25 protein-coding genes and 1 other RNA gene are annotated in these 26803 nt (G+C 63.9%); 10 read left to right on the top strand and 16 right to left on the bottom strand.

From position 1 onward, the window contains the following. Positions 1–103: 103 nt before the first annotated feature. On the top strand, positions 104–781 hold the full coding sequence (locus JQ553_RS25430; RefSeq protein ID WP_212502780.1) for a DsbA family protein: 678 nt from the start codon (positions 104–106) through the stop codon (positions 779–781). A gap of 181 nt (positions 782–962) precedes the next feature. On the opposite strand, the gene JQ553_RS25425 is transcribed toward JQ553_RS25430, so the two are convergent. Then, positions 963–1169: a hypothetical protein gene (locus JQ553_RS25425; RefSeq protein ID WP_212502779.1), complete on the bottom strand. Its 207-nt coding sequence runs from the start codon at positions 1167–1169 to the stop codon at positions 963–965. 222 nt (positions 1170–1391) lie between these two features. On the opposite strand from JQ553_RS25425, the gene JQ553_RS25420 reads away from it, so the two are divergent. Then, on the top strand, positions 1392–2132 hold the full coding sequence (locus JQ553_RS25420) for an SDR family oxidoreductase (protein WP_212502778.1): 741 nt from the start codon (positions 1392–1394) through the stop codon (positions 2130–2132). Between the two features lie 17 nt (positions 2133–2149). Here JQ553_RS25420 and JQ553_RS25415 read toward each other — a convergent pair whose 3' ends face one another. Further along, the gene (locus tag JQ553_RS25415; RefSeq protein ID WP_212502777.1) at positions 2150–3232 is read right to left on the bottom strand and encodes a dienelactone hydrolase family protein; all 1083 of its coding nucleotides are present in this window, start codon (positions 3230–3232) and stop codon (positions 2150–2152) included. 55 nt (positions 3233–3287) lie between these two features. Beyond that, positions 3288–4259, bottom strand: a complete 972-nt coding sequence (locus JQ553_RS25410; RefSeq protein WP_212502776.1) for a S1C family serine protease — start codon at positions 4257–4259, stop codon at positions 3288–3290. Positions 4260–5094: 835 nt separating this feature from the next. Between JQ553_RS25410 and JQ553_RS25405 the strand changes: the two genes are divergently transcribed. Further along, positions 5095–5409: a PilZ domain-containing protein gene (locus tag JQ553_RS25405; RefSeq protein WP_212502775.1), complete on the top strand. Its 315-nt coding sequence runs from the start codon at positions 5095–5097 to the stop codon at positions 5407–5409. A gap of 770 nt (positions 5410–6179) precedes the next feature. Here the strand turns inward: JQ553_RS25405 and JQ553_RS25400 are convergent. Then, positions 6180–6509: a hypothetical protein gene (locus JQ553_RS25400; RefSeq protein ID WP_212502774.1), complete on the bottom strand. Its 330-nt coding sequence runs from the start codon at positions 6507–6509 to the stop codon at positions 6180–6182. Positions 6510–6750: 241 nt separating this feature from the next. Between JQ553_RS25400 and JQ553_RS25395 the strand changes: the two genes are divergently transcribed. Next, complete coding sequence (locus JQ553_RS25395; RefSeq protein ID WP_212502773.1) at positions 6751–7050, top strand: hypothetical protein; 300 nt, start codon at positions 6751–6753, stop codon at positions 7048–7050. Here JQ553_RS25395 and JQ553_RS25390 read toward each other — a convergent pair. The 4 genes from JQ553_RS25390 to JQ553_RS25375 are packed head-to-tail and all read right to left on the bottom strand — an operon-like array spanning position 7012 to position 9710. Next, positions 7012–7239: a hypothetical protein gene (locus JQ553_RS25390; protein ID WP_212502772.1), complete on the bottom strand. Its 228-nt coding sequence runs from the start codon at positions 7237–7239 to the stop codon at positions 7012–7014. The two genes, JQ553_RS25395 and JQ553_RS25390, sit on opposite strands and share 39 nt — an antisense overlap. Further along, complete coding sequence (locus tag JQ553_RS25385) at positions 7227–7676, bottom strand: GNAT family N-acetyltransferase (RefSeq protein WP_212502771.1); 450 nt, start codon at positions 7674–7676, stop codon at positions 7227–7229. The genes JQ553_RS25390 and JQ553_RS25385 overlap by 13 nt, the downstream gene beginning before the upstream one ends. Beyond that, a complete protein-coding gene (locus JQ553_RS25380) occupies positions 7677–8705 on the bottom strand; it encodes a peptidoglycan -binding protein (RefSeq protein WP_212502770.1) in 1029 nt (342 codons plus the stop codon). A gap of 15 nt (positions 8706–8720) precedes the next feature. After that, positions 8721–9710 (bottom strand): flagellar motor protein MotA, encoded by a 990-nt coding sequence (locus JQ553_RS25375; RefSeq protein ID WP_249144582.1) that lies wholly within the window; start codon positions 9708–9710, stop codon positions 8721–8723. 536 nt (positions 9711–10246) lie between these two features. Between JQ553_RS25375 and JQ553_RS25370 the strand changes: the two genes are divergently transcribed. The 3 genes from JQ553_RS25370 (at position 10247) to JQ553_RS25360 (ending at position 15826) form a co-directional block, all read left to right on the top strand. Beyond that, positions 10247–11449 (top strand): efflux RND transporter periplasmic adaptor subunit, encoded by a 1203-nt coding sequence (locus JQ553_RS25370; RefSeq protein WP_212502769.1) that lies wholly within the window; start codon positions 10247–10249, stop codon positions 11447–11449. Positions 11450–11455: 6 nt separating this feature from the next. Beyond that, a complete protein-coding gene (locus JQ553_RS25365; RefSeq protein WP_212502768.1) occupies positions 11456–14611 on the top strand; it encodes a multidrug efflux RND transporter permease subunit in 3156 nt (1051 codons plus the stop codon). 96 nt (positions 14612–14707) lie between these two features. Beyond that, positions 14708–15826, top strand: a complete 1119-nt coding sequence (locus JQ553_RS25360) for an AAA family ATPase (RefSeq protein WP_212502767.1) — start codon at positions 14708–14710, stop codon at positions 15824–15826. A 20-nt stretch (positions 15827–15846) separates the two neighbouring features. On the opposite strand, the gene JQ553_RS25355 is transcribed toward JQ553_RS25360, so the two are convergent. The 8 genes from JQ553_RS25355 to tkt form a co-directional block, all read right to left on the bottom strand. Further along, positions 15847–16641 (bottom strand): inositol monophosphatase family protein, encoded by a 795-nt coding sequence (locus JQ553_RS25355; protein WP_212502766.1) that lies wholly within the window; start codon positions 16639–16641, stop codon positions 15847–15849. 227 nt (positions 16642–16868) lie between these two features. Beyond that, positions 16869–17951: a tetratricopeptide repeat protein gene (locus JQ553_RS25350; RefSeq protein ID WP_212502765.1), complete on the bottom strand. Its 1083-nt coding sequence runs from the start codon at positions 17949–17951 to the stop codon at positions 16869–16871. Positions 17952–17958: 7 nt separating this feature from the next. Beyond that, positions 17959–18636: a thiamine phosphate synthase gene (locus tag JQ553_RS25345; RefSeq protein ID WP_212502764.1), complete on the bottom strand. Its 678-nt coding sequence runs from the start codon at positions 18634–18636 to the stop codon at positions 17959–17961. Next, positions 18637–19662, bottom strand: coding sequence for a class I fructose-bisphosphate aldolase (locus JQ553_RS25340; protein ID WP_212502763.1), 1026 nt, complete (start codon positions 19660–19662; stop codon positions 18637–18639). 156 nt (positions 19663–19818) lie between these two features. Continuing rightward, the gene (gene fba / locus JQ553_RS25335; RefSeq protein WP_212502762.1) at positions 19819–20886 is read right to left on the bottom strand and encodes a class II fructose-bisphosphate aldolase; all 1068 of its coding nucleotides are present in this window, start codon (positions 20884–20886) and stop codon (positions 19819–19821) included. A gap of 48 nt (positions 20887–20934) precedes the next feature. Further along, positions 20935–22131, bottom strand: a complete 1197-nt coding sequence (locus JQ553_RS25330) for a phosphoglycerate kinase (protein WP_212502761.1) — start codon at positions 22129–22131, stop codon at positions 20935–20937. Positions 22132–22211: 80 nt separating this feature from the next. Next, positions 22212–23219 carry a type I glyceraldehyde-3-phosphate dehydrogenase gene (gene gap / locus JQ553_RS25325; RefSeq protein WP_212502760.1) on the bottom strand — a complete coding sequence of 336 codons (1008 nt, stop codon included), beginning with the start codon at positions 23217–23219 and terminating at the stop codon, positions 22212–22214. 163 nt (positions 23220–23382) lie between these two features. Next, positions 23383–25365 carry a transketolase gene (tkt, locus tag JQ553_RS25320; protein WP_212502759.1) on the bottom strand — a complete coding sequence of 661 codons (1983 nt, stop codon included), beginning with the start codon at positions 25363–25365 and terminating at the stop codon, positions 23383–23385. Between the two features lie 335 nt (positions 25366–25700). Here tkt and JQ553_RS25315 point away from each other — a divergent pair, with 335 nt between their 5' ends. The 3 genes from JQ553_RS25315 (at position 25701) to ssrS (ending at position 26666) form a co-directional block, all read left to right on the top strand. Further along, positions 25701–26021 (top strand): DUF4164 domain-containing protein, encoded by a 321-nt coding sequence (locus tag JQ553_RS25315; protein WP_212502758.1) that lies wholly within the window; start codon positions 25701–25703, stop codon positions 26019–26021. Then, positions 26018–26401, top strand: coding sequence for a cell division protein ZapA (locus JQ553_RS25310; RefSeq protein WP_212502757.1), 384 nt, complete (start codon positions 26018–26020; stop codon positions 26399–26401). Before JQ553_RS25315 ends, JQ553_RS25310 begins: the two co-directional genes overlap by 4 nt. A gap of 104 nt (positions 26402–26505) precedes the next feature. After that, a non-coding RNA gene (gene ssrS, locus JQ553_RS25305) (6S RNA) lies at positions 26506–26666 on the top strand. Positions 26667–26803: the final 137 nt, after the last annotated feature.

Raw genomic sequence — 26803 nt, 5'->3', positions numbered from 1 at the left:
GTGTTTGCGGCCGTCGTGATTGTGGTAGCGATCTGTGCGCGGCCGCGTAACATACTTGTTTAACGGAGCGAAGAAAGGCGAGAGGCCCTCGCGAGACTTATCAATGAACCGATCGATCAAATCACCCCGAAACAACCTCGGCATCTCTCGCCGCGCCACGCTCGGCCTGTTCGGCGCCGGAATGGCTCTGCTCGCCATGGCACCGGCCCGCGCGCAGAAAGAAACTGTCCTGACGGAAGACGAGGTGCTGCGCGACCCCGATATTCCCGCCGCGGGAAATCCGGACGGCGACATCACCGTCGTCGAATGGTTCGACTACAACTGTCCCTATTGCCGCAGAATCGAGCCGGAGATCCGGCAGGTGGTGCATGACGACGGCAAGGTCCGCCACGTGATGAAGGACTGGCCAATCCTGGGGCCGGTGTCCAAGGTCGCCTCGCGGATGGCGCTAGCGGCAAGGTACCAGGACAAGTTTCTCGCCGCGCATGACGCGATGATGGGGACCAACTCGCGTCTCACCGAGGCGCGTATTCCCGAACTGCTTTCCGGCGCCGGCGTCGACATGGATCGCCTCAGGAAGGATCTCGACGCCAATGCGCGCGCGATCGACGCGCTGCTGTTGCGCAATCACGAGCAGGCCATGGCATTCGGCTTTCAGGGCACGCCGGCCTTCATCGTCGGCAAATACCGTGTCCCCGGCGCGCTGAGCATGGACCAGTTCGAGCGGGTCATCGCCGATGCGCGCAAGGCCAATATGGGCCGGAAGACCGAGAACAAGTAGGGTGTCCCCTGGAGGCCGCGCAGCGCATCAGCCTCCAACCAAAGCGCGATGGGATCAGGATGAATCATCATCGCGCTTTAGCTCGTCGTTTCCGCATGATCTCCGCGCAAACGCTACGCGCTTGTCGCGAGGGAAAACCGCTGCACCGGATCATGCTTTAGCTCCCGCTCGGCGACTAACGTTACTTCGACGCGACCTTCGTCCATTCCTCACGAGCCCGCGCCTTCAGCGTATCCCAGTCATGTTGCGCGACATCCCAGTTGACAATGGTGCGGCTCGTCTGCGCAACCTGCCCATTTGCCACGCTCGACGTCTGCATGGAATCATAGACGTAGACGCCGCCAATAAGCAGTAGAGCGCCCAGGATCATTCCGAAAAAGGTCTGCATCGCACGTCCTCCGGTGTTGGATCGATAACGTCGCGGAAGTGGAACTGGTTCCGGCGTTCGGCCAGCTACATCTCCTACGCCCGCGACGCATCCAACCGGCGCGTCCGATTGTCCGGATATGGCGAACAGTCCTGCCGCAAAATGCATGATTAACTGGAGAGCGCCGAAGCGTATTGTATCCCCATTGCAAGGTTGTTCCGCACGATCAGTGGGAGATTTAAAATGACCAATCAGACCATCAAGGCAGCGCTGGTGACGGGCGCCTCGCGCGGGATCGGAGCGGCGATTGCGGAACGGCTCGCCAGGGAGGGCTTCGCCGTGGTGATCAACTATTCTGGCGACGCCAAGCCGGCCGAAGCCGTCGCAAACAAGATCGAGGCCGCGGGCGGCCGGGCGCTGATGGTGAAAGCCGATGTCAGTGACGCCAATGCGGTGCGCGGCCTGTTCGACGCGGCGGAAGCTGCTTTCGGCGCTGTCGACGTGCTCGTCAACAATGCCGGCATCATGAAGCTTGCAAAAATTGAGGACAGCGACGACGTGCTGTTCGACCAGCAGGTCGCAGTCAATCTCAAGGGTAGCTTCAACACCATGCGCGAGGCGGCGCGGCGCTTGCGCAGCGGCGGGCGCATCATCAATTTCTCGACCAGCGTCGTGGGCACGAGGCTAGAGACCTACGGCATCTATGTCGCGACCAAGTCCGCGATCGAATCGCTCACCGCGATCCTGTCAAAGGAATTGCGCGGCCGCTCGATCACCGTCAACGCCGTCGCGCCCGGCCCGACCGCAACCGACCTGTTCCTGCACGGCAAGTCTCCGGAGTTGATCGAGCGCTTCGCGAAAGCCAATCCCTTGGAGCGGCTCGGCACGCCCGAGGATATCGCGGCGGTCGTCTCCTTCCTCGCTGGTCCGGACGGTTCCTGGATCAACGGCCAGACGTTGCGCGCCAACGGCGGCCTGGTCTGAGGCGAAATGCGGAGGTGTCAGCCGTTCGCTGATCCGCCCTTCAGCCATCGCAGGATCTCCGCGTTCATCTCGCGCGGATAGCAATGACTGAGGTCGTCGAGTTCGCGATAGGCGACGTCGGCGCCGGCGGCCGCGAGCAACTGCTGCGTCTGCCGCGCTGTCTGAACCGGAAACATCCAGTCGAGCCGGCCGTGGACGATCAAGATCGGCAAGCCCCGCAGCCGATCGGCGTCCGCCATCTCGGCCATCAGCGGATGGAAGGTCGCGGCAACAGGCGCGAGATGGGTGAAGCGCGATGCGGCCTCGAGGCCGCTCACATAGGAAAACGTACCGCCGTCGCTCATCCCGGTGAGCAGCATGCGCCTGTTGTCGATGCGCCAGCGCGACTGCACGTAGTCGAGGATGCGGTTGAGGTTCGGCGTGTCGGTGTCGTTGCCCATCAGCGCCCACGTGCTTCCCGTCGCGGTGGGCGCGACCAGGATGGCGCCGCGGCTGCGGGCGTCGCGTAGCCAGCTCCACAGGAAGCCCCGGCCGTTGCCGCTGCCGCCATGCAGCGCCATCACAAGCGGCCAGGAATGGTCAGGCCTGTAGTATTCCGGCACGTAGAGCGAGAAGCCGCCGCGGCTGCCGGGCTCGTTCTGCTCGTGGAAGACGCCCGTATTGTCGTTCGCGGGCCCGGCGAGCTTCGCCAGCAGATCGGAATCCTCGCGCAATTCAGGCGCGATGAAGAAGCTGCTCACGGGCGGCAATTGTGCTGCCAGAGGATACAACGCTTCCTGCGCGCGGGGCGCATGGCGCAGCGCGCGGAACACGCCGACAAGATCGCCTTGGCCATTCTGCACCGCGCGCAAGCCGGCATAGCCGGCCAGCGCCGCGTCGACGGCGGCCTCGAGCGCCGACTTGATGCCGGAGAATTTCTCCGGCCAATCGCCCAGCCGCGGCCGCACCACCTGCAGCGCCTCGTCGGGCTCCCCCGCTATCTGCATCACGCGGTCGAAATCGGGCGGGTTCAGATTGCGCGCGACAAAGGACAGCGATTCCAGGGTCTGCAGCAGCGGCGGCAACACGGCTACGATGTCGTCCACCACGGCCTCGCTCATCTCGACCCCGCAAGCGGGAGAGAAGGCAGGGCGGTCGATCGCCAAATCATCGCGCTCAATGTAGCCGCGGTGCTTTCAACAGTTTCGAGCGGTCGGTCGAGGTCAGCGTCACGTCGAAGGTGACGCCCTCGTGATAGACCGTCAGCGGCACATCGACGCCGGCCGGGCCAAGCGACCAGAGCTTGCGATAGAAGCTGTCTTGGCTCGCCACTTTTTCGCCGGCGACCGCGAGGATCACATCGCCGGTCTTTAACTCAGCGAGCGCCGCCGGCCCCTTGGTCGCGATGCCGATCACCACGACACGGTTGTCGATTTCGGTCGAATACATGCCGAGCCACGGCCGGGACGGCTTGTTGACGCGGCCGAATCTGCGCAGGTCGTTCAGCACCGGCTTCAACAGGTCGATCGGCACGATCATGTTGACGTGCTCGGCCTTGCCCGCGCGCTCGCGCTCGAGCTGCAGCGAGCCGATGCCGATGAGCTCGCCGGTGTTCGAGATCAGTCCGGTGCCGCCCCAATTGGGATGCGACGGATAGGTGAAGATCGCCTCGTCCAGCAGATATTCCCAGTAACCTGCAAACTCCTGCTTCGCCGCGATCTGGCTTGCGACCGAGCGCGTGCGGCCGCCGGCGCCGCCGACCACCACGCTGTCGCCGATCCGCGCCGCCGCCGACGTTCCGATCGGCAGCGGATCAAGGTCGAGCCGGCCGAGCGCCTGCACAAGGCCGAAGCCGGATTCGAAATCGAAGCCGAGCGCGTGTCCCTCGATCACGCGACCGTCGCCGAGATGCAGCCAGACGGCCTCAGCCTCCGTGATCAAATATCCGATCGTCAGCACCAGTCCGTCCTCGATCAATACGCCGTTGCCGGCGCGCTCGGTGCCAAGCGTCTCCGCGCTGAACGCATCGGGCGGAATGATCGAATGCAGCCCGACCACGGACATCAGCGCGCGATCGAGGTCGAAGCGGTAATCCTCGGGACGGGGCTGAAAGGCCGACGGCACTTTCCATTCGGTGATAGCGGGCATGGAAGGATCTCCGCGGGATTGTACGGGTGTTCTAGCCAACGCCGGAATACCCGAATGGATCACGCTCCGAAAAGACCATTTCATCATATTATAGCAGCGAAACGGCCGATGATCGAGACGGCAAGCGGCGCGAGGCGACAGCCTGCACGGTCGCGGAAGGTCGCGTCAACCGCGCCATTCCGGAAAGTCGCGCTTGACTTTTTCCTCGGCAGTCGCGTCGAGCCAGTCGCGCCGCTTCCGTTGCGGCCGCTTGCCATCGTCCTTCAATCTGCGGATCCGGGACGCACCGGCTGCCGAGCAGAGCATCGGCGGCGCCGCGCGCACTGATCTCGGGACGCGGCGCAAGACGGATGCGCAAGTCGGACCAGGTTGTGCGCAGGAAGATGAACGCGCTTTCCTTCATGCGGCGGTGCTTGTAGCCGATGTCGGACCTGACCACGTCGCACTGGCTGGCGTGCAGTCCTCGAACGTCCTGTTGGCGTTGCGAAAGGACATAGAGAACTCGCCACTTTGTTCGCGGCACACGCCGGCCACTGGCATACGACTTTGGGATGTGACGAGGGAAATATCGCGGGATCCGAGTGCTGGTATCGGGGTATCTCCGTCTATGCCGAGAGGGGTGTGGCAGCACCGTTCCGCGCGATCGGTATCCCACTGACTTAGGGGCAAGAGTCGATTTGCTTAAGAGCCGGGGCAACAAACCGGTAAAGTTCAAGCGATCGCGCTAAGCCGGATTTTACGGAGCAGGGGCATTGTGTTCGAAGCGGTTGTGCGTCGAGCGGTCGTCGCTTCGAGCGATGTCGTCGGTGCCCAACATCCTCAAGGGCAAACACTGATGGCGACCAATGGCGCAAGGGTGAAAGTCAGCCGCGAACCGCGACGCCAGCTCAACCGCGCTGCGTGGATCACGGTGGACGATGGCCTGACCGAGAGCCAGTGCTCGGTTGTCGATGTCTCGCCCGGCGGCGCCAAGATCGTGACGGACATGATCTTCGACGTGAAGGACCGGCTTGGCCTCGTTCTGCTCGCCGATCACTCCAAGCGCTACACCTGCGAGGTGGTGTGGCGCCGCGGCAAGACCTTCGGCCTCAAATTCGTTGTGCCAGAGCCGACAGCCGAGCCTCCCGCGGGGCCTGTCAGCGCGGCCTAAAGGCGCGTGCGTCCATAGAACGACAGATGTCCGCTCTTGAATCCAATGCGGACTCGCGCAAGTCGTCGCGAGATTGCGCCTCCTGACCACGGTCCCCATTGCCGCTTGGATCGACACCCTCCTATAGTGTGCATTTCAGCACGGCGGGTGCCATTCGCCGGAAGGTGCCGACACTGGCTCCAGCGATGCGAGTTCTTGATCGATCTGCAAGGTAGCGTGATTTTCGAAATTCCGACGGCGAGCGAACTCAGCGGGAGGCATCATGTTCAGCCACCTCACCATCGGGACGACAAATCTTGTCCGAGCCATCGAGTTCTACGACGCCGTACTCAAGCCGCTCGGAATAGAGCGACGTCCGGTGCGGTATGACAATTGGGCGTCCTGGCAGCGCCCGGGTGAAGTGGCCGTGCTCTGGGTCGGACGGCCAATCAACAGGCTACCGGCCACCTGGGGCAACGGTTGGATGGTTGCTTTCAACGCGCCATCCCGCTCCGCGGTCGATGCCGCGCATGCGGCGGCGCTGGCCGCGGGCGGCCATGATGAAGGTGCGCCCGGACTCCGCTCATCTTATGCCCCCGATTATTATGGCGCTTATGTACGCGATCCCGACGGAACAAGCTCCACTTCGTCCGGCGAGGCGATTAGATCGAACGCAGTTCGCTTGGTCCTGATTCAGCCGGACCCGCACCTTCCGGACAGCGCGTCGGCCTGCCGTGCCGGTGCAGGAGTTCCGGCTCCCGCCAGTCCCTTTCGCGGTGCCAGGCGCCGCGTCAGAACAGCGTGCCTAGCGTCTGCTTCCGGCGGCCGAGCCATTCCGAGTTGTCCTGAGTGGCAATACACCGGGTTCGGAATTCCGAAAGCGATGCGCCGTTCAGGCGCTCCGGGCTCGGGTCCAGTTCCTCGCAACTCGCCTGCTCAATTTGCACGACATACTGAGCCGCACTCCAGCTGGCGACCGGGACTGCGCAGCCCAGCACGACAAGATAGACGACAGCCGCAGACGGCGAAGAACGCTCGATGCGAACGCCGGTCAAATACACAAGCGCGATTCCGATGGCGAATAGAGCGATCCAAACGACCAGCCAAGCAACGAAAATCATGGCACTCTCCGGTCGATATGAACGCGGTTCAGGTTACTCTCTTCATCTGGTTCTGGCTATGTGAATGAGCAAAAAGGGTCCAGGTCACTGACCAAACAGCGGCGTTGTGCTCCTTGCGGAGGCTGAACCAAGATCAAGACGATGAAGACAGACCTTCATCGAGATTGCATTGAGGTTCGCTCCTCAAACGTCGCTCGATACATGCCTCTTGGACATTTTACATCACGATGGAGGTAGCCCCATGTCGATCGTGCAATTTACTCGTTTCAAAACCGACAAGGCCGATGAAATGATCCAGATAGCCAGGCAGGCGAAGAAGATCTTTGAAAAACACGGTGCGGAATTTCTTCGGCTGTCTCGTTTCCACACGGGCCCTTGGGCAGGAGAGTGGCTGGTTACGACGCGCTACGCCAGTTGGGAAGTTTACGGCAAGGTGCAGCAGGCCGTGGCAAAGGACCCGGAGTTCGCGCAGGTGCAGGCTGACGGAATGAAGATCGCCGAACTACAGGGCCGTAACATCGCTGTCGGCATCGATCTCTAGCGGGGTGCCGCCAGCGATCTCGTTAAGCGCGGAGGCCGCCGGACAAATGCCGGCGGCCTTCTCAACAGATTGCATCAACAATCCGAGGATTATGGATGAAGTTGTACTAAAGCCCAGCAGGGTGCGTTTGGACCCGAACCGGCCATCGAGCACCGGCTCCCGCCGCGCAACCAGCTTCACGGCGTCCACGCCATCTTCAGCACCGGTCGGCCCGAAGTCGGATTGACGTCGTTGCCCGCATGCTCAAAGCCGTTGCGCTCGTAGAAGCGGATGGCGCGGGCGTTGTCCTTGTTGACGAGCAGCGTGATGCCAGCGGGCGACAGGCGCTTGGCTTCGTCGACGAGCGCGCGCGCAAGCGGCGAGCCCCAATGCGCCGGAGCAACCACGAGCTGGTCGAGGTAGCCGGTCTTGTCGATGGTCACGAAGCCTATCAGCGCGCCGGCCTGCTCGCCGACGATGATCTCGGCGTTCGGCACCAGCTCGCTCCGCCAGCGCTCGCGCCACCACGCCACGCGCGCATGGAAATCGATCGAGGGGTAGGCCTGCTGCCAGGTCTGACGCCATAGTTCGATCGCCGCGTCCTCGTCGGCCGTGCGATAGGGGCGAAGCTCGAAGTCACCAGTCACTCAGCGTTCCGTCAGCTTCAGCTCGATGCGGCGGTTGCGCTTGTAGGCTTCCTCGGTCTGCGCGGCGTCCAGCGGCTGGAATTCGGCGAAACCGGCGGCGACCAGGCGCTGCGCGGGGACGCCGAGCGAAACCAGATACTGCACCACCGAGATCGCGCGCGCCGACGACAATTCCCAGTTCGACTTGAACAGCGGGCTGTTGATCGGCCGCATGTCGGTGTGGCCGTCCACGCGCAGCACCCAGGCAATCTCGCTCGGGATCTGCTTGTCGAGATCGACGAGCGCGCCTGCCACCGTCTCGAGCTCGGTCTTGCCCTCGGGCAGGAGCGTGGCCTGGCCGGTGTCGAAGAACACTTCGGACTGGAACACGAAACGGTCGCCGACGATGCGGATGTCCGGGCGGTTGCCGAGGATCGCGCGCAGCCGACCGAAGAATTCCGAGCGGTATTTCGACAGCTCCTGCACGCGCTGCGCCAGCGCGACGTTCAGCCGCTGGCCGAGATCGGCGATCCGCCCTTGCGATTCCTTGTCGCGCTTTTCGGAAGCGTCGAGCGCTTCTTCGAGCGCCGCGAGCTGACGGCGCAGCGCGCTGATCTGCTGATTCAGCACCTCGATCTGCGCGAGCGCGCGCGTCGAGACGGCTTTCTCGGACTCGAGCGCCTTGCCGAGTTCATTGGCGCGGCCCTGCGCGTCGCTGCCGGCGTTGGCGAGCCCCTCATAGAGCCCCTTGATGCGGTCGCGTTCGCCCTCGGCGGAAGCGAGGCCCGCACGCAGTTGCGCGACCTGATCGTCGATCGACAGCTTGGCGAGCTTCTCCAGCGACAACAGATCGTTGAGCTGCGCAATCTTGGCGTTGAGCTGCTCCAGCGCCTTGTCCTTGCCACTCACCTCCTGCGACAGGAAGAATTGCACGACCAGGAACACCGAGAGCAGGAACACGATCGACAGCACCAGCGTCGACAGCGCGTCGACGAAGCCGGGCCAGTAGTTGAAAGCGGATTCGCTGCGGCGCGCGCGGGCGAGGGCCATGGGCTTGCTCCTTGCCTAGCTCTTCTCGGGCTGGCGCGCGAGGCGCTCGAGCAGCCGCTTGATCTCGCGGTTCTGCTCGCCCTGGCCGTCGGCCCATTCGCGGATCATCTGCTGCTCGGTGCGCATATGCGCGACCAGTCCTTGGATCGCTTCGGCCAGATTGGCCATCGCAGCGGTGGTGCCGCGGCCGCCGCCGCCATCTTCCAGCGCGCTGCGCAGCCGGTCGATGGCGCCCTGCATGTCGCCGCCGCCCGTGCCGACACCGTCGCCGGAAATGCCGCGCACGGTGGTTGCGAGCCAGTCCTCGAGGTCGGTGTAGAAGCGGTTCTGGGCCTGGCTCGACTGCAGATCGAGGAAGCCGAGGATCAGCGAGCCGGCGAGGCCGAACAGCGAGGACGAGAACGAAATGCCCATGCCGCCGAGCGGGGCGGCAAGGCCCTCCTTCAGCGTGTCGAACAGGGCGCCGGCGTCGCCGCCGACCTTCAGCCCGTCGATCACCTTGCCGACCGAGCCGACCGTCTCGATCAGGCCCCAGAAGGTGCCGAGCAGGCCGAGGAAGACGAGCAGGCCGGTCATATAGCGCGAGATGTCGCGAGCCTCGTCGAGGCGGGTCGCGATCGAATCGAGCAGATGCCGCATGGTCTGCTGTGAGATGGTCATCCGGCCAGAGCGCTCGCCGCCGAGGATCGCGGCCATCGGCGCCAGCAGGGTGGGACGGCGGTCGATCGCAAGGCCGGGATCGGCGATGCGGAAATTATTGACCCAGGCCACTTCCGGGTAGAGCCGAATCACCTGCCGGAACGCCAGAATGATGCCAATCAGGAGCACCGCCCCGATCAGGGCGTTCAGGCCGGGATTGGCGAAGAAGGCGACGATGATCTGCTTGTAGAGCACGACCCCGACCAGGCCGCAGAGCACCAGGAATACCAGCATCCGCACCAGGAAGATCCGGGGCGAGGACAGCTTGCTGAGTTCGATCTCCATGTCGGAGCGGGAGGAGGGCATTGCCGGGTCATCCATTCGCAAAGCGGCGCATCGGCAGGCAATATGGCACAGCGGTAGAGGGAGGAAAGTCAGGAAAGCCAGTCCCGCCCACCAAAGTACACCCCGAAGCTCAAAATCGGGCCTCCCAATGACCGGTCCTTCTGGCCACGCTGAGCGCGCTGATTTCCTCGGTTCTGATCGCAGGCGGGGTAGCCAGTTGGCTCGAACCGAGGCGGTGATCGACCGGGGCGAGCGTGTGGTTACCGAAATCGGACGGGCATATTGCGCACATTCTTACCCGTCCCGGTTGTGCGGACGCAAATCGTGCGTTCCCGCGCACGCATTCCTTAATTCATTCCCACGACCTCCGATGGAACCCGCTCACAATCCGGTGAGTCCCAAAAAGTTTCCGAAGATTCAGTGTGATAGGCTTGTGTGACAATGAGCCGCCGCGAAACGCATTGCGTCGCAGCAAGCAGATTTTATTTTCACTGTACCTGCTGCGAGTCGTTGCGCGGCAGACTTTTTGTTCACACCAACTCGGGGCGACCCTTTCGATGTCTGGACTTCGCACGCGATCGGCATGCATTGCATTGGTGCTGGCCGCAATATCGCCATTGCTTGCGGGCTGCGATGAACCGAACACGGCAACTGCTGCCGCGCAGACGTCCCAGCCCGAGGTCAGCATTGTCACCGTGAAACCGCAGGCCCGTGCGGTGCTGCGCGAGTTGCCGGGCCGCATCGCGCCGACGCGAGTCGCCGACGTGCGCCCGCGCGTCTCCGGCATCATCGTCAACCGCATGTTCCACCAGGGTAGCGAGGTGAAGGCCGGCGATCCGCTGTATCAGATTGATCCACGCCCGTTTGAAGTGGAGTTGCAGTCCACCGAGGCGGCACTGGCGCGCGCCAAGGCCGTGCTCGAACAGGCTTCACTGCAGGCACGGCGCATCGCGACGTTGACCAGCCAGCGCGCCGCGCCGGAAGCCGAGAACGAGAAGGCGATCGCCGCGCTGAAGCAGGCCGAAGCCGACGTGCAGGGCCGCGAGGCCGAAGTTGCGCGCGCGAAGCTCAATCTCGACTATGCCACCATTCGTGCGCCGATCGACGGCATTGTCGGCGCGGCGTTGGTCAGCGAGGGGGCGCTGGTGGTGCAGAACGACACCGCGAACCTCGCGACCATCCAGCAACTCGATCCGATCTATGCCGACTTCCAGCAGTCGGTCACCGAAATGAACCAGCTCCGTCGCGCCTTCGAGAGCGGCGATCTCGACCGCATCGCGCCCGATGCGCTGAAGGTCCGTCTCGTGCTCGACGACGGCTCGCTCTATCCGCTGCCCGGCAAGCTGTTGTTCTCCGACGCCAAGGTCGACGCCTATACCGGGCAGGTGACGTTGCGCGGCGAGTTCCCAAATCCCGATCGCATCCTGCTGCCGGGTATGTATGTGCGCGTGCAAATCGAGCAGGGCATCGATACCGACGCCATCGCCGTGCCGCAGCAGGCGATCCAGCGCAATGGCGGCGGCGGCAGCGAAGTGTTCGTCGTCAAGCAGGACAATCTCGTCGCGGTGCAGCCGGTACGCACCGGCTCGCTGCAAGGCGGCCAGTGGTTCGTCACCGAGGGTCTGAAGGCCGGCGACCGCGTCGTGGTCGAGGGCTTTCAGAAGTTTGCGGCCGGCGACAAGGTGAGGCCGCAGGCCTGGCGCGAAATCGACGCAGCCGCCGCAACGACGGATTCGCAAACCGCGCACGCGGTGCGGTGATCCGACATGCCCAGCTTCTTCATCGACAGGCCGATCTTCGCCTGGGTCGTTGCGCTGTTTATCTGCCTTATCGGTGCGATCTCGATTCCACTGCTGGCGGTCGCGCAATATCCGATCATCGCGCCGCCCTCGATCTCGATCTCGACCAGCTATCCAGGCGCGTCGCCGCAAAACCTCTACAACAGCGTCACGCGGTTGATCGAGGAGGAGCTGAACGGCGCCGCCAACATCCTGAATTTCGAATCGACCAGCGACTCGCTCGGCCAGGTCGAGATCATCGCCAACTTCAAGCCGGGCACCGACACCGGCGCAGCCTCGGTGGAAGTGCAGAACCGCCTCAAGCGCGTCGAGGCGCGGCTGCCGCGCGCCGTGATCCAGCAAGGTATCCTGGTCGAGGAAGCCTCCTCTGCCGTGCTGCAGATCATCACGCTGAATTCGACCGACGGCAGCCTCGATGAGGTCGGTCTCGGCGACTTCATGATCCGCAACGTGCTGGGCGAGGTCCGCCGTATTCCCGGCGTCGGCCGCGCCACGCTCTATTCGACCGAACGCTCGCTTCGTATCTGGATCGACCCGGCCAAGCTCGTCGGCTATGGCCTTTCGGCCGATGACGTCAACAAGGCGATCACGGCGCAGAATGCCCAGGTCGCCTCGGGCAGCATCGGCGCGGAGCCGAGCACGGACACGCAGAAAATTTCTGCGCAGGTGCTGGTGAAGGGCCAGCTCTCCTCGCCCGACGAGTTCGGCGCGATCATCCTGCGCGCCAACCCGGACGGCTCGACGGTGCGGCTGCGCGACGTCGCTCGGATCGAGGTCGGCGGTCTGAGCTACCAGTTCAACACCCGCCTCAACGGCAAGCCGACCGCCGGCCTCTCGGTGCTGCTGTCGCCGAAGGGCAATGCGCTCGCGACCGCAAGCGCGGTCGAGGCCAAGATGAAGGAGCTGTCGCGCTTCTTCCCGGCCAACATCACCTACGAGATCCCCTACAACATCACGCCGGTGGTGGAGGCCTCGATCGAGAAGGTGCTGATGACGCTGGTCGAGGCGGTGGTGCTGGTCTTCATCGTGATGTTCCTGTTTCTTCAGAACATCCGCTACACCATCATCCCGACCATCGTCGTGCCCGTCGCGCTGCTCGGCGCTTGCGCCACGCTGATGATCGCGGGCTTCTCCATCAACATGCTGACCATGTTCGGCATGGTGCTCGCGGTCGGCATCCTCGTCGACGACGCCATCGTCGTGGTCGAAAACGTCGAGCGCATCATGGCCGAAGAGGGCCTGCCGCCGAAGGAGGCGACCAAGAAGGCGATGTCGCAGATCACGGGCGCGATCATCGGCATCACGCTGGTGCTGATGGCGGTGTTCGTGCCGATGGCGTTCTTCCCGGGCTCGGTCGGCATCATCTACCGCCAGTTCTCGGTAACCATGGTCGCGGCGATCGGGTTCTCGGCGCTACTCGCGCTGTCGCTGACGCCCGCACTGTGCGCGACACTGCTCAAGCCGGTGCAGAAAGGGCACGGCCATGCGCGCAAGGGCCTGTTCGGCTGGTTCAACCGCGTGCTCGACTCTGGCCGCGCCGGCTATACGCGCACGGTGCAGACCTCGCTGAAGCGGACCGGACGGCTGATGTTGATTTATGCCGCGCTCTTCATCGGCGTTGCGTTCGGCTTTGTGCGCCTGCCCGGCGGCTTCCTTCCCGTGGACGATCAGGGCTTTATCACGACCGACGTGCAGACGCCGTCCGAATCCTCCTATGCGCGAACCGAAGCCGCGGTCGAGAAGGTCGAAAAATACCTGATGGAGCGGGCCGGAATCGAGAACGTGACGTTCCTCACCGGCTTCAGCTTCCTCGGCCAGGGCATGAACACGGCGCAGGCCTTCATTACCCTCAAGGACTGGTCGGAGCGCGGCCCGAAGGATTCCGCGGCCGCGATCGTCGCCGACATCAACCGCGACCTGTCGTCGGTCCGCGACGCCAGGATTTCGGCGCTTCAGCCGCCGCCGATCGACAACCTCGGTAACTCCTCGGGCTTCTCGTTCCGCCTCCAGGACCGCGGCCAGAAGGGCTATCCGGCCCTGATTGCCGCATCGGAGCAACTGGTCGCCGAGGCCAATGCGAGTCCTGTGCTGCAGAAAGTCTATGTCGAAGGCCTGCCGCCGGCGCCACAGGTCAATCTGATGATCGACCGCGAGAAGGCGGGCGCGTTCGGCGTCACCTTCGAGGACATCAACAACACGATCTCGACCAACCTCGGCTCGAACTACATCAACGACTTCCCGAATCGCGGCCGCATGCAGCGCGTCATCGTGCAGGCTGACAGCACGAGCCGCATGAACGCGGACGACATCCTGAACTACAACGTCAAGAACAGCCGCGGGCAGTTGGTACCGTTTTCGGCCTTCGCCACCATCGAGTGGTCGAAAGGGCCGACGCAAATTGCGGGCTTCAATTACTATCCGGCGGTGCGCATCTCGGGCGAGGCGAGGCCCGGCTTCACCTCGGGCGATGCGATCGCCGAGATGGAGCGGCTCGCCGACAAGCTGCCGCGCGGGTTCGGTTATGAGTGGACCGGCCAGTCGCTGCAGGAAAAGCTGTCGGGCTCGCAGGCGCCGTTCCTGCTGGCGCTGTCGGTGCTGGTCGTGTTCCTTCTGCTCGCCGCGCTCTACGAGAGCTGGACTATTCCGCTCGCCGTGCTGCTCACGGTGCCGCTCGGCATTCTCGGCGCCGTGGTCGCCGCGACGATGCGGGACCTGCCGAACGACGTCTATTTCACGGTCGGCCTGATCACGATCATTGGCCTCGCGGCCAAGGACGCTATCCTGATCATCGAATTCGCCAAGGACCTGCGCGCACAGGGCAAGCCGCTGGTCGAGGCGACGGTGGAGGCGTGCAGTCTGCGCTTCCGTCCGATCCTGATGACCGGTCTCGCCTTCGTCTGCGGCGTGCTTCCGATGGTGATCGCGACCGGCGCCGGCGCCGCGAGCCAGCAGGCGCTCGGCACCAGCGTGATGGGCGGCATGATCGCCGTCGTCATTCTCGCGCTGCTCCTGGTACCGGTGTTCTTCGTCAGCGTCCAGCGCGTGCTGGCTGGGGACCGGGAGAAGGTCGCGGAGAAGAGCGAAGCCTTTGGTCCGCCGACGCCGGCAAGTCGCGGCCGCTGATGGGCTCCCGGCTTGCTTTCCCACGATGGGTAATCCAGACTACACCTCTGGATTGAACGGGGAGCGCGCAATCAACCTGCGCATTCATAACAAGGCATGCGTCCGACCGATATTTCGATCTCGAACTACCGTTCGATTCGCCGGCTCTTCATGCCTATCCAGCCTCTGTCCGTGTTCGTCGGCGAGAACGGTGTCGGCAAATCCAATCTATACAAGTCCCTGTCGCTGCTGCGCGACGCGGCGACGGGCCGGATCACGCGTACGATAGCCGACGAGGGCGGATTGAACTCCGTCTGCTGGTCCGGTATTCGCAAGCGCGGCGAGGATGGACGGCTGCGATTGGCAACCGGATTCGACAACTTCAGATATTCCATCGAGCTCGGATTTCCGGGTCCGCTCGAGGCGGCATTTTCCGGCGAGCCGATGATCAAGTCCGAAAGCATCGAGGCGACTAACGGCAAGCGAAAAGTTCTGCTGATGGAGCGGACGAATTCGCTCGTCAGCGTCCGCGGCGAGAGCGGTGCATGGAGCGACCACAAGGATGCGGTCCTGCCGTCGGAAACCGCGCTTGCCAGTTTCGTCGACGGCAAGACTTGTCCCGAGATCGACCTGATCAGAAACGCCATGCAGAGCTGGCGATTCTATCACGACTTCCGCACCGATCCGGCGTCGCCGATCCGCAAGCCTTGTCTCGCGATCACCACACCCTCTCTGAGTGCCGATGGCAGCGATCTGGCTGCCGCTCTCGCGACACTCTACACGATCAGGCAAGATGCGTCCGACCTGCAGGACGCGATCGACGATGCATTCCCGGGTGCGGAGCTCAGCGCAGGGGAGGGAAATGGTTGGTGTGAGTTTGAGCTGCGGCTGGCGGATATGCCGCGTCCGTTCAAGGCTCACGAGCTATCCGATGGGACGCTGAAATACATCTGCCTGTTGGCCGTATTCATGGGCTATCGGCTGCCGCCGTTCATCGCGCTGAACGAACCCGAGACCAGCCTGCATCCATCGCTGTTGGCACCGTTGGCGCGGCTGATCGCCAAGGCGTCGCGCCGTGCCGACATCTGGATTGTCACCCATTCGGAACCTCTGATGGAGGCGTTGCGAAACGAGAGTTCGGTCCCGCTCCGCCGGGTGATCAAGGCGAATGGCGCTACGACCATCGAGGGCCTGACCCTCGGTGGTGAATCTCGCGATGAGGATGATGATGATTAGGCCTAGAGCGAATGGCCGCGCTACTGCCCGAGGGGCTTCAGAATCTTGATCAGCTCGCCGTGCACGAACTCGTTGCCGCACACCACATGGCCGGTTTGCAGCGGATCGTCGCTGCCCTCGATGCCCGACACCATGCCGCCCGCTTCGCGCACCATGATCTGGCCTGCGGCGATGTCCCAGGGCTGCAGGTTGCGCTCCCAATAGCCGTCGAGGCGGCCGGCGGCGACGAAGGCGAGGTCGAGGGAGGCGGCGCCGAAGCGGCGGAAGCCCGCGACCTTGGTCTGCAGCGCGGCCATCTCCTGCAGAGCCAGTTCGTGATTGCCGCGGCCGATATGCGGCAGGCCGCAGGCGACGACGCATTCGTTGAGCTTGCGGCGGCCGGCGACGCGTAGCCGCTGGTCGTTGAGGAAGGCGCCCTTGCCGCGCTCGGCGATGTAGAGTTCGTCATTGGCGGGGTTGTAGATCACGCCTGCGATCACGGTGCCCTCGCGCGCCAAGCCGATCGAGATCGCAAATTGCGGGATGCCGTGCAGGAAGTTGGTGGTGCCGTCGAGCGGGTCGACGATCCAGGTGTGGCTCGTGTCGCTTCCTTCTCGGGTGCCGCCTTCCTCGCCGATGAACCCATAGCCGGGGCGGGCCTTGGCGAGGTCGGTGTAGAGCATTTCCTCGGCGCGCTTGTCGGCGAGCGAGACGAAATTCGCCGGTCCCTTCAGCGACACCTGGAGATGCTCGATCTCGCCGAGGTCACGCTTGAGGCTGCGGCCGGCCCGACGCGCGGCCTTGACCATGACATTGATGAGGGCGGAATAAAGCATGATGAGGCTTGTGACTCGAACTGTGGAGGTGGTTGGAGGCAGCTACGCAAAACTCTACCTGTCATCCTGAGGAGTGCGAAGCGCGTCTCAAAGGACGATGCCGGCCTGGGCCGTGCAGCCTTCGAGGCTCGCTCCGCTCGCTCCTCAGGATGACGGGGCAAAGGGAACGACACAGACCGCCTTGAGTTGCGGACTGGGTGCCTTGTGAAGCTCGCGTCGTCAAGGCGTCATTTGACGTTGTTTCCGATCCATTTCCGGGCGGCCGCCTCGCTCTTGGCGCGGTCGGCCGGGCTCATGTCGGCAAACATCTCGTCAAGTTCGGGGTCGCCCCGGCCGGCGGTCTTGGCGATCAAGTGCCATTTCAGCGCCTCGACCTTGTCCTGCGGCGCGCCCTGACCCGTCGCCAGCACGCGGGCGAGGCGGTTCTGTGCGATCGCGCTGTTCTGGCGGGCCGCCTTGCGCAACAGTGCCACCGCCGCGGTCTGGTTGCGCGGCGTCCCGCTGCCGTTGAACAGTGCGATGGCATACTCGACCTCGGCATCGACATTGTCGGCGAGCGAAGCTGCCTGCAGCAACCGCACCGCGGTCTCCATGTCCTTCGGCACGCCGGTGCCTTCCTTGTAGAAGGTCGCGAGCGCATATTGCGCTTCGGGGCTGCCGGCGTCCGCGGCCATGCGCAGAAGCTCGGCGGAACGCTTCACGTCCCGCGGCAAGGTCTGTCCGTCGAGATAGAGCAGTGCGAGGTTATAGGCCGCCTTGGGCTCGCCGAGCTTGGCCGACGACGCCAGGAGCTTGACCGCTTCATCCTTGTTCACGGGTCCGCCGCGTCCGGCGATCTTCATCATCGCAAGCGCGAACATGGCCTCGCGGTCGCCGGCATCGGCGGCGCGCTGGTACCACTGGGTTGCCTTGACGTAGTCGCGCTTGACACCGAAGCCGTTGGCATAGAGCTCGCCCAGCATCGTCATTGCCTTGGCGTCGTTGTTGTACTGGGCGCGCGCGATCGCGAGGTCGAACGTGGTCTTGTACAACCCGCGCTGATAGGCGCCGTAGACGAGATCGACGTTTGGATCCTCGAAGACTTGCGCCGGGGACGTTGAGGGAGCCGGGGACGGCGAGGGCGCGGGGGTTGACGCCGGTTTGGGCGCAGCCTTCTTCGCCGTCGGGGAGTGGTGTCTCGGTTTGGCGCTCTCCCTGGGAGCCTCCTTCTTGGCGGCCGGTGCAGCCGGCGGCGCGATCGACAGCTGCGCCATCGCGCCGCTCGCGACTATCGCGCCGAGCGCAACCACCATCGGGCGCAGCAGCTTCATTCCGGCGTTATCCCTCGGCCCTGACTTTTCCGAATGTCGCGGCATGCGCCCGCGCGATCGCCTCGCCGATTTCGATCAGGGCCACACTCGCGCCGCGGGGATCGGACCAGATGACGTCACCAACCAGCACAAAATCCGCGCCCGCTGCGGCGAACTCATAGGCCTCGTCGCGTGAAGCGGCGAAGCCGACGCAGGGTGGCTCGAACAATTCGTCCCACCACTGCAGCCGCTCGACGATCGCCTCCGACGACGGCCGTTGTCCCTTGGCGTCGGGCTCGCCGAATAGCAGGTAATCGGCGCCCGCTTCGCCCGCGGCCATCGAGTCGTGGCGCGTCGCAAGCCCGCCGACGCCGACGATGCGGTCGGGTTTCAGCGACGGCATGGCATCTTCCATCGCGGCGAGGCCGGTCAGATGCGCGCCGTCGGCGCCGGCGCGTGCCACGAGTTCGGGCTGGCCGTCGATCAGCAGCGCTGCGCCGGCATTCTGGATGGCCGGCGCCAACGCCTTGACACGCGAGATCATGTCGCGCGGATCGGTCTCGCGAAGCCTCACCAGCACAGCAGCCACATCGACGGCGGCGAGCAGGCCTGGGAGATCTGCGGCGAGCTGCGCTGGATCGTCGACGAGCGGCGTCGCCAGATAAAGACGCGGCGTCGGCCGGCCCGGTAAGGGTTTGGCGGCCAACTATGCCGCCTGTTTTTCGAGGCCGGCGGCCCATTTGCCGGTGCTGGCGAGGCCATTCATCCTCGCACGATGCGAGAAGGCGCGCTGGCCCGCAGGGACATTATCGGTCTTGCCGGACCACGCCTTTTGCGGCGCCGCCTGCAGCGCGCGGCCGTAGGAGAAGGTCAGCCGCCAGGGCAGACCACCGATCTTGTTCATGGCGTCAAGATGCGCAGTCGCCTCCTCGTCGCTCTGGCCGCCCGAGAGGAAGGCGATGCCGGGCACCGCGGCCGGCACGCAGCTTTTGAGCAGGCGGATGGTTTTCTCGGCGACTTCCTGGACTGACGCCTGCTTGGGGCTTTTCTTGCCCGCGATCGCCATATTGGGTTTTAACACCATGCCCTCGAGCGCAACGCGCTGCACCCGCAATTCCTGGAAGGTCTTGTTCAGCACGCGCTGCGTCACGTCGTAGCAGCGGTCGATGTCGTGGTCGCCGTCCATCAGCACCTCGGGCTCGACGATCGGTACGATCTGCGCGTTCTGGCACAGCGCGGCATAGCGCGCGAGCGCGTGCGCATTGACGCTGATCGCTGTCATGGACGGGATTCCCGCTCCGATATCGATCACCGCGCGCCATTTCGCAAAGCGCGCCCCGCGCTCATAATATTTCTTCAAGCGCTCGGCGAGCTTGTCGAGACCGACGGTGACGAGTTCGCCCGGACAGTTCGGCAGCGCCTGCGTGCCTTCATCGACCTTGATGCCGGGGATCGCGCCACTCTCCTCGATCAGCTTGACCAGCGGCGTCCCGTCCTTCGCGTTCTGCCAGATCGTCTCGTCGTAGAGGATGACGCCGGAGATGTACTTGCTCATCGCCTCCTGCGAGCGGAACAGCATCTCGCGATAGTCGCGCCGGTTGTCTTCGGTCGATTCGACCCTGATGGCGTCAAAGCGCTTCTTGATGGTGCCTGAGGATTCGTCGGCGGCGAGGATGCCCTTGCCCGGGGTGACCATGGCGAGGGCAACTTTGTTGAGGTCAGTCAGATTCATTGAGAAGTCCTCCCAAATCGATACCGGCTTGCCCGCAAAAATAGACCGTTCTCGGGCAATTGCCGAGTTAACGTTCGTCGCAGGGGGAGGCTAATGAGGCGGAATTGGACCCTCATCCCGACCCTCTCCCCGGCGGAGCGGGGAGAGGAAGGATTATCAGGCGATCCTCGGGTCGAGCTCGCCCTTGGCGTAGCGCTTGGCCATTTCCGCTGTCGTCAGCACCTTCTTGATCTTGCTGGCTTGGCCTGCGGTGTTGAACTCCTGCAGGCGCTGCTTGCACAGCTTGGTCATCGCTTCCATCGCGGGCTTCAGGTATTTGCGCGGATCGAACTCCTCCGGATGGTCCTTCAGGACTTTCCGGATCTGGCCGGTCATCGCCATGCGGTTGTCGGTATCGATGTTGATCTTGCGCACGCCGTTCTTGATGCCGCGCTGGATCTCAGCGACCGGGACGCCCCAGGTCGGCTTCATCTTGCCGCCATTGGCATTGATGATTTCCTGCAGCTCCTGCGGCACCGATGACGAGCCGTGCATCACCAGATGCATGTTCGGCAGCTTGCGGTGGATCTCCTCGATCACCTTCATGGCAAGGATGTCGCCGTCGGGCTTGCGGGTGAACTTATAGGCGCCGTGCGACGTGCCCATTGCGATCGCCAGCGCGTCGACCTTGGTCTCCTGAACGAATTTCACGGCTTCGTCGGGATTGGTGAGAAGCTGATCGTGCGACAGCTTGCCTTCGGCGCCGTGGCCGTCTTCCTTGTCGCCCATTCCGGTCTCGAGTGACCCGAGCACGCCGAGCTCGCCCTCCACCGAGATGCCGCCGAGATGGGCCATATTGGTCACGGTCTTGGTCACGCCGACATTGTAGTCCCAATCGCCGGGGGTTTTGCCGTCGGCCTTCAGCGAGCCGTCCATCATCACAGAGGTAAAGCCGGCCTGAATCGCCGTCATGCAGGTCGCGGGCTCGTTACCGTGGTCGAGATGCACGCAGACCGGGATCTGCGGATGGATCTCGGTCACCGCGTCCATCATGTGCCTGAGCATGACGTCGTTGGCGTAGGAGCGCGCACCACGCGAGGCCTGGATGATGACGGGCGCGTCCACCGCGGAGGCCGCCTCCATGATCGACAGCGCCTGTTCCATGTTGTTGATATTGAACGCCGGTACGCCGTAATCATGTTCGGCCGCGTGGTCGAGCAGTTGCCGCAACGTAATGCGAGCCATTCGAATTCTCCCTGTACTTGCAGCGCCTTTCGCGCGTCTCGATATGATTCAGCGCTTTTTCAGAACCTCAACGCCGGGCAGCGGCTTACCTTCCATCCATTCAAGAAACGCGCCGCCCGCGGTCGAGACGTACGAAAAATCGCCGGCGACGCCGGCCTGGTTGAGCGCCGCCACCGTGTCGCCGCCGCCGGCGACCGAGATCAGCTTCTTCGCCCTGGTGCGCGCGGCGGCGTGCTTGGCGGATACCACGGTGCCGCGGTCGAACGGCGTCAGCTCGAAGGCGCCGAGCGGGCCGTTCCAGACCAGGGTCGCGGCATCGTCGATCGCCGCGTGGATGCGCGCGGTCGATTGCGGCCCGACATCGAGGATCATGCCGTCGGCGGGAATCGCGTCGAGCCCGTAGGCGTGCGACGGGGCGTTGGCAGCGAACTGGCTGGCCACGACGGCGTCAACGGGAAGGATGATTGCGCAATTGGCGGCGTTCGCCTTCTCGAGGATCCGCAGCGCAGTTGCTGCGAGGTCCTTTTCGGCGAGCGATTTGCCGACAGCGATGCCTTGCGCGTGCAGGAACGTGTTGGCCATGCCGCCGCCGATCACGAGCGCATCGACCTTGGTGACGAGATTTTCCAGGAGGTCGATCTTGGTCGATACCTTGGCGCCGCCGATGATCGCGACGACAGGCTTGGTGGGCGCTTCCAGGGCCTTCTCCAGCGCGTCGAGCTCGGCCTGCATGGTGCGCCCGGCATAGGCCGGCAGCTTGTGGCCCAGGCCTTCGGTCGAGGCATGCGCGCGATGCGCCGCCGAGAAGGCGTCGTTGACCCAGATATCACCGAGCCTTGCGAGCTCGGCGACGAAACCGGCGTCGTTCTTTTCCTCCTCCTTGTGGAAACGCGTGTTCTCCAGGCAGAGGATGTCGCCGTCCTTCATGGCGCCGACCGCCTTGGCCGCCACCTCGCCGATGCAGTCGTCCGCAAACGCGACCGGTTTCTTGATGACCTTTGACAACGCTTCGGCGACCGGCTTCAGCGAGTCCTTGGGATCGCGGCCCTTGGGCCGGCCGAAATGGGCGAGCAGGATGACCTTGCCGCCCTTGTCGGAGAGCTCGGTGATGGTGGGAGCGACGCGCTCGAGCCGTGTGGCATCGGTGACGCGGCCGCCTTCCATGGGCACATTGAGATCGACGCGGAGCAGCACCCGCTTGCCCTTCACGTTGACGTCGTCGAGGGTGTGGAATGTCTTGGTCATGAGGCGTTTCCTGCGTCTTGAATGCGAAGGCCCAAGACGAGAATGCCCGGCGCGAGGCCGGGCATGACGGATAATCTCTCTTAAACGAGCTTCCCGATCGCGACAGCCGTGTCGGCCATGCGGTTCGAAAAACCCCACTCGTTGTCGTACCACGACATCACGCGCACCAGATTGCCGTTCATGACCTTGGTCTGGTCCATGTGGAAGGTCGAGGAGTGCGGATCGTGGTTGAAGTCGATCGAGACGTTCGGCGCGGTGGTGTAGCCGAGGATACCCTTCAGCTGCTGCTCGGAGGCACGCTTCATCGCCTCGTTGATCTCCTTGGGATCGGTCGCGCGCTTGGCGACGATCTTGAGATCGACCACCGAGACGTTCGGGGTCGGCACGCGGATCGCGACGCCGTCGAGCTTGCCCTTCAGCTCCGGCAGCACCAGGCCGATCGCCTTTGCGGCACCCGTCGAGGTCGGGATCATCGACATCGCCGCCGCGCGGCCGCGATAGAGGTCCTTGTGCAGGGTGTCCAGCGTCGGCTGGTCGCCGGTGTAGGCGTGGATCGTGGTCATGAAGCCGGTCTCGATCCCGACCGTGTCGTTCAGCACCTTGGCGATCGGCGCGAGGCAGTTGGTGGTGCAGGAGCCGTTGGAGATCACCATGTGGTCCTTGGTCAACTTGTCGTGGTTGACGCCGTAGACGATGGTGGCATCGGCGTTGTCGGCCGGCGCGGAGATCAACACGCGCTTGGCGCCGGCGGTGAGATGTGCGGAAGCCTTGTCTTTCGAGGTGAAGATGCCGGTGCACTCCAGAGCAACGTCGACGCCGAGGTCCTTCCACGGCAGCTTTGTGGGATCGCGCTCGGCCGTGACCTTGATCCTGCCGTTGCCGAGGTTGATCGAGTCGCCTTCGATCGTCACGGTGCCGGGAAAGCGGCCATGTACGGAGTCGAAGCGCAGCAGATGCGCGTTGGTCTCGACCGGGCCGAGGTCGTTGATGGCGACCACCTCGATATCCTTGCGGCCGGACTCGGCGATGGCGCGCAGAATGTTGCGGCCGATACGGCCAAAACCGTTGATGCCAACGCGGATTGCCATGCTCGTATCTCCTCTAAGCTGGTGCCAGCCCCGCAGGAGGCGCTCCCACGAGGATTTTACGGCGGAACGCCCGGTTCGGCCGGGCGCGGGCGGAAAAGATGCAGCTTAGGTAGTCCTTTTTCGCGTCAAGCTCAACCTTCGGCCGCCGCGTTCCAGGGCGGCGTCAGACGCGCTTCAGAACACCATTAACGACGGCCTCGGCAGTAATTCCGAAGTGCTTGAAAAGATCCTTGGCCGGCCCGCTCTCGCCAAAACCGTGCATGCCGATGAACAGGCCATCATGGCCGATCACGGCGTCCCAGCCCCAGCGCACCGCGGCCTCGATCGCGACCTTGACCGGGGCATTGCCGATGACGGCGTTTTGCCGCTCCGCGGGCTGCGACAGCAGCAATTCGAGCGAGGGTACCGAAACCACCCGCGTCGGGATGCCGCGCTCGGCAAGCTGCTTCTGCGCGGCGACCGCGATCTCGACCTCGGAACCGGAGGCGAACAATGACACTTTTGCATCACTTTGCGCGGCGACCAGCTCATAGGCGCCATGACCGCAGGGATTGTCGTTCGGCGCACTGGTGCGGAGCTGCGGCAAGTTCTGACGGGTCAGCGCCAGCACCGTCGGCCCGTCGATGCGATTGAGCGCAAGTTCCCAGCACTCGGCGGTCTCTACTGCGTCGCAAGGGCGGAACACGCGCATGTTGGGCATCGCGCGAAGCGCGGAAAGATGCTCGACCGGCTGGTGCGTCGGCCCGTCTTCGCCGAGGCCGATCGAGTCATGAGTCATGACATAGACGACCCCTGTGCCCATCAGCGCCGACAGCCGCATCGCCCCGCGCGCATAGTCGGTAAACACCAGGAAGGTCGCACCATTCGGCGCGAAGCCGCCGTGCAGGAAGATGCCGTTCAGGCAAGCCGCCATGCCATGCTCGCGGATGCCATAATGGATGAAGCGGCCCTTCGGCGTCTTGGCGCCGAATGCCACTGCCGACTTTGCCTTGTTGTTGTTGGAGCCTGTGAGGTCGGCGGAGCCGGCCACGAACTCCATCGGCATCGCGGCTGCGATCACTTCGATCGCGGCTTCCGACGATTTGCGGGTGGCGACGTTGAGCGGGTTCTCGAGCAGCGCCTTCTTGTGCGCGCGCAGCGCCTTCGCCAGCGACTGCGGACGCTCGTGGCGCAGGCGGCGCTCGAACTCGGCGCGCTTGCGCGTACCCAGTTGCGCGAACTGCGCGTCCCAGTCCTTGTGCGCGGCAGCGCCGCGGCTGCCTGCCTCGCGCCAGGCCTTCAGCACGTCATCGGGGACGGAGAACGGCTCGAGCGAGATCCCGAGATTCTCCTTGGCGGCCTTCAATTCGTCGGCGCCGAGTGCTTCGCCATGCGCCTTGGCGGTGCCGGCCTTGGTCGGTGCGCCATAGCCGATCGTGGTCTTGCAGGCGATCAGCGATGGCTTGCCGGATTTTTGCGCGCGGGTGATTGCCGCCGCGATCGCCTTCGGATCTTGGCCGTCGATCAGCTCGGCCGCCCAGCCGGCGGACTTGAAACGCTTCACCTGATCGACCGAGTCGGAGATCGAGGTCGGGCCGTCGATCGAGATGCCGTTGTCGTCATAGAGCACGATCATCTTGTTCAGCCGCCAGTGGCCGGCCAGCGCGATCGCTTCCTGCGAGATGCCTTCCATCAGATCGCCATCGGAGGCGAGCACATAGGTGTGATGGTTGACGATCTTCTTGCCGAATTCCGCTGCAAGCATTTTCTCCGCCAGCGCCATGCCGACCGCGGTCGCGATGCCCTGGCCGAGTGGGCCGGTGGTGGTCTCGATCCCGTTGGTGCGGAAGTTTTCCGGATGACCTGGAGTGAGCGAATCGACCTGGCGGAAGCGCTTGATCTCGTCGAGCGTCATCGCCTTGTTGCCGGTAAGATAGAGCAAGGCATAGAGCAGCATCGAGCCGTGCCCGGCCGACAGCACGAAGCGGTCGCGGTCGGGCCAGGCCGGATCGGCGGCGTCGAATTTCAGGAACTGCGTGAACAGCACTGTCGCGATGTCGGCGGCGCCCATCGGCAGCCCCGGATGGCCGGATTTCGCCTTCTCGACGGCGTCCATGGCGAGGCCACGGATCGCATTGGCCATACGGGTATGATCGACCTGCGACATGATGAAAATCCGCGTGAAATGAGGAGCTTGCTTGCAGGACACATCGGGGCGGGCAGCCACGAGGCGCGCGTGAGGGCCTTTACGGGGTTCGGGGTGGATTAGCACCTCAATTCCCCAAGTCCAAGGCGATCAAACACGCTGGAACGGAGAAAAGTTGCCCAAAACCGGGCAAGTCGATTGATCGGTGCATAGTTCTGCGGTGGCGTTGCGCTGGGCTCGCTTGCCACGTAAATTTCATCCCCTAAGGGCTTGCCGAAACGCCGGTTTTGCCGTGCGGCAGGCTTGTCCAGCAGGCTTACCCTGCAGGTTGATACGAAGGGTCCGCGCCGCGTCTCATGAGTGATCGTCCCGCCAACGGGTCTAACAACGTCGAGGCACCTCTCGCCGATATCGACGCCGCCACCAAACGGCTGATGGCGGCGCTTGACGCGCTGGAGAGTTCGGTGGAGCGGCGGCGCGAGGCCGATCGCGACGAAAATGAACTCGCAAGCCGGATCCAGGCGCTCGGCGCCGATCGATCCAGGCTTGCCGATGAACTCGACGGCTCGCTGGTGAAGACACGCAAGCTCGAACGCACCAATCGCGAGATCGCAGAAAAACTCGACGCGGCGATAGGCGCGGTCCGCGCCGTGCTTGAGGGCGGAGAGAGCAAATGAGCTACATCAACGTCACGATCAACGGCCGGCAATATCGGATGGCATGCGAGGAGGGCCAGGAGGTACGCCTGCTCAAGCTCGCCGAGAATCTGGAAACGCGCATCGATTCCCTGCGCGGCAAGTTCGGCGAGATCGGCGATGCGCGGCTTACGGTAATGGCGGCGCTCACCGCCTGCGACGAACTGCTCGATGCCGGTTCGCGCATTCGCAAACTCGAGGACGAGGTCGAGGCGCTGAGCAATGCACGCACGGCTGCCGCCGATGGCGCCCGCGCAACCCAGGTAGCCGTCTCCAATGCGCTCAACGCCGCCGCCGAGCGGATCGAGCGTACGACACAGGTCCTCAACCGCACGATCGGCGGCGGGATCGCGATTGGGTGATGCGCTGCCTCCCCTCCGGTGGAAGGTGAAGAGGATTGCGCACAACCTCCAACATTGCAGCCTTGCCGCTGGCGGAGAAGCCACTTCGTCGCTACATTGGCTCCGCGAAGCTGCGTCGCGCGTCAGGAGCCATATATCCCCGGGGCCTTATCGATCCTTTAGGGAACTGTCCCTGGCCGGGTCCGTGGACCCGGACATATGGTGCCCACCTACTTTCGTAGGGAACTCCGGGATCGAGCGCTCCAACGGCCTCTGCGGCTTCGCACTCTGTTTTTTTGCTGTTGCCTTGTCGTCGCGTTGCGGCGGTCCGATTGCAGTGCAATGCCCCCTTGCGCGTGCGGGGTATCCGGTACGCCGCGGCTTGGCCGCAAGAATGCAAGCGTCTCTGGAATACCGGATCGT

This window comes from Bradyrhizobium lablabi, assembly GCF_018131005.1.
GTDB classification, from domain to species: Bacteria; Pseudomonadota; Alphaproteobacteria; order Rhizobiales; family Xanthobacteraceae; genus Bradyrhizobium; species Bradyrhizobium lablabi_D.
The sequence above is the reverse complement of the archived record's forward strand: the minus strand, read 5'-3'. Positions and strand labels throughout refer to the sequence as shown.

What these genes read in the sequence shown, in the direction of transcription:
- JQ553_RS25415 (WP_212502777.1), bottom strand. Translation starts at nt 3,232, where the DNA reads ATGAGCGAGGCCGTGGTGGACGACATCGTAGCCGTGTTGCCGCCGCTG.
- JQ553_RS25370 (WP_212502769.1), top strand. Translation starts at nt 10,247, where the DNA reads ATGTCTGGACTTCGCACGCGATCGGCATGCATTGCATTGGTGCTGGCC.
- JQ553_RS25425 (WP_212502779.1), bottom strand. Translation starts at nt 1,169, where the DNA reads ATGCAGACCTTTTTCGGAATGATCCTGGGCGCTCTACTGCTTATTGGC.
- JQ553_RS25430 (WP_212502780.1), top strand. Translation starts at nt 104, where the DNA reads ATGAACCGATCGATCAAATCACCCCGAAACAACCTCGGCATCTCTCGC.
- JQ553_RS25340 (WP_212502763.1), bottom strand. Translation starts at nt 19,662, where the DNA reads ATGAATCTGACTGACCTCAACAAAGTTGCCCTCGCCATGGTCACCCCG.
- JQ553_RS25410 (WP_212502776.1), bottom strand. Translation starts at nt 4,259, where the DNA reads ATGCCCGCTATCACCGAATGGAAAGTGCCGTCGGCCTTTCAGCCCCGT.
- JQ553_RS25395 (WP_212502773.1), top strand. Translation starts at nt 6,751, where the DNA reads ATGTCGATCGTGCAATTTACTCGTTTCAAAACCGACAAGGCCGATGAA.
- JQ553_RS25315 (WP_212502758.1), top strand. Translation starts at nt 25,701, where the DNA reads ATGAGTGATCGTCCCGCCAACGGGTCTAACAACGTCGAGGCACCTCTC.
- JQ553_RS25350 (WP_212502765.1), bottom strand. Translation starts at nt 17,951, where the DNA reads ATGAAGCTGCTGCGCCCGATGGTGGTTGCGCTCGGCGCGATAGTCGCG.
- JQ553_RS25360 (WP_212502767.1), top strand. Translation starts at nt 14,708, where the DNA reads ATGCGTCCGACCGATATTTCGATCTCGAACTACCGTTCGATTCGCCGG.
- JQ553_RS25400 (WP_212502774.1), bottom strand. Translation starts at nt 6,509, where the DNA reads ATGATTTTCGTTGCTTGGCTGGTCGTTTGGATCGCTCTATTCGCCATC.
- JQ553_RS25420 (WP_212502778.1), top strand. Translation starts at nt 1,392, where the DNA reads ATGACCAATCAGACCATCAAGGCAGCGCTGGTGACGGGCGCCTCGCGC.
- gap (WP_212502760.1), bottom strand. Translation starts at nt 23,219, where the DNA reads ATGGCAATCCGCGTTGGCATCAACGGTTTTGGCCGTATCGGCCGCAAC.
- JQ553_RS25380 (WP_212502770.1), bottom strand. Translation starts at nt 8,705, where the DNA reads ATGGCCCTCGCCCGCGCGCGCCGCAGCGAATCCGCTTTCAACTACTGG.
- fba (WP_212502762.1), bottom strand. Translation starts at nt 20,886, where the DNA reads ATGGCTCGCATTACGTTGCGGCAACTGCTCGACCACGCGGCCGAACAT.
- tkt (WP_212502759.1), bottom strand. Translation starts at nt 25,365, where the DNA reads ATGTCGCAGGTCGATCATACCCGTATGGCCAATGCGATCCGTGGCCTC.
- JQ553_RS25365 (WP_212502768.1), top strand. Translation starts at nt 11,456, where the DNA reads ATGCCCAGCTTCTTCATCGACAGGCCGATCTTCGCCTGGGTCGTTGCG.
- JQ553_RS25355 (WP_212502766.1), bottom strand. Translation starts at nt 16,641, where the DNA reads ATGCTTTATTCCGCCCTCATCAATGTCATGGTCAAGGCCGCGCGTCGG.
- JQ553_RS25405 (WP_212502775.1), top strand. Translation starts at nt 5,095, where the DNA reads ATGGCGACCAATGGCGCAAGGGTGAAAGTCAGCCGCGAACCGCGACGC.
- JQ553_RS25330 (WP_212502761.1), bottom strand. Translation starts at nt 22,131, where the DNA reads ATGACCAAGACATTCCACACCCTCGACGACGTCAACGTGAAGGGCAAG.
- JQ553_RS25310 (WP_212502757.1), top strand. Translation starts at nt 26,018, where the DNA reads ATGAGCTACATCAACGTCACGATCAACGGCCGGCAATATCGGATGGCA.
- JQ553_RS25375 (WP_249144582.1), bottom strand. Translation starts at nt 9,710, where the DNA reads ATGCCCTCCTCCCGCTCCGACATGGAGATCGAACTCAGCAAGCTGTCC.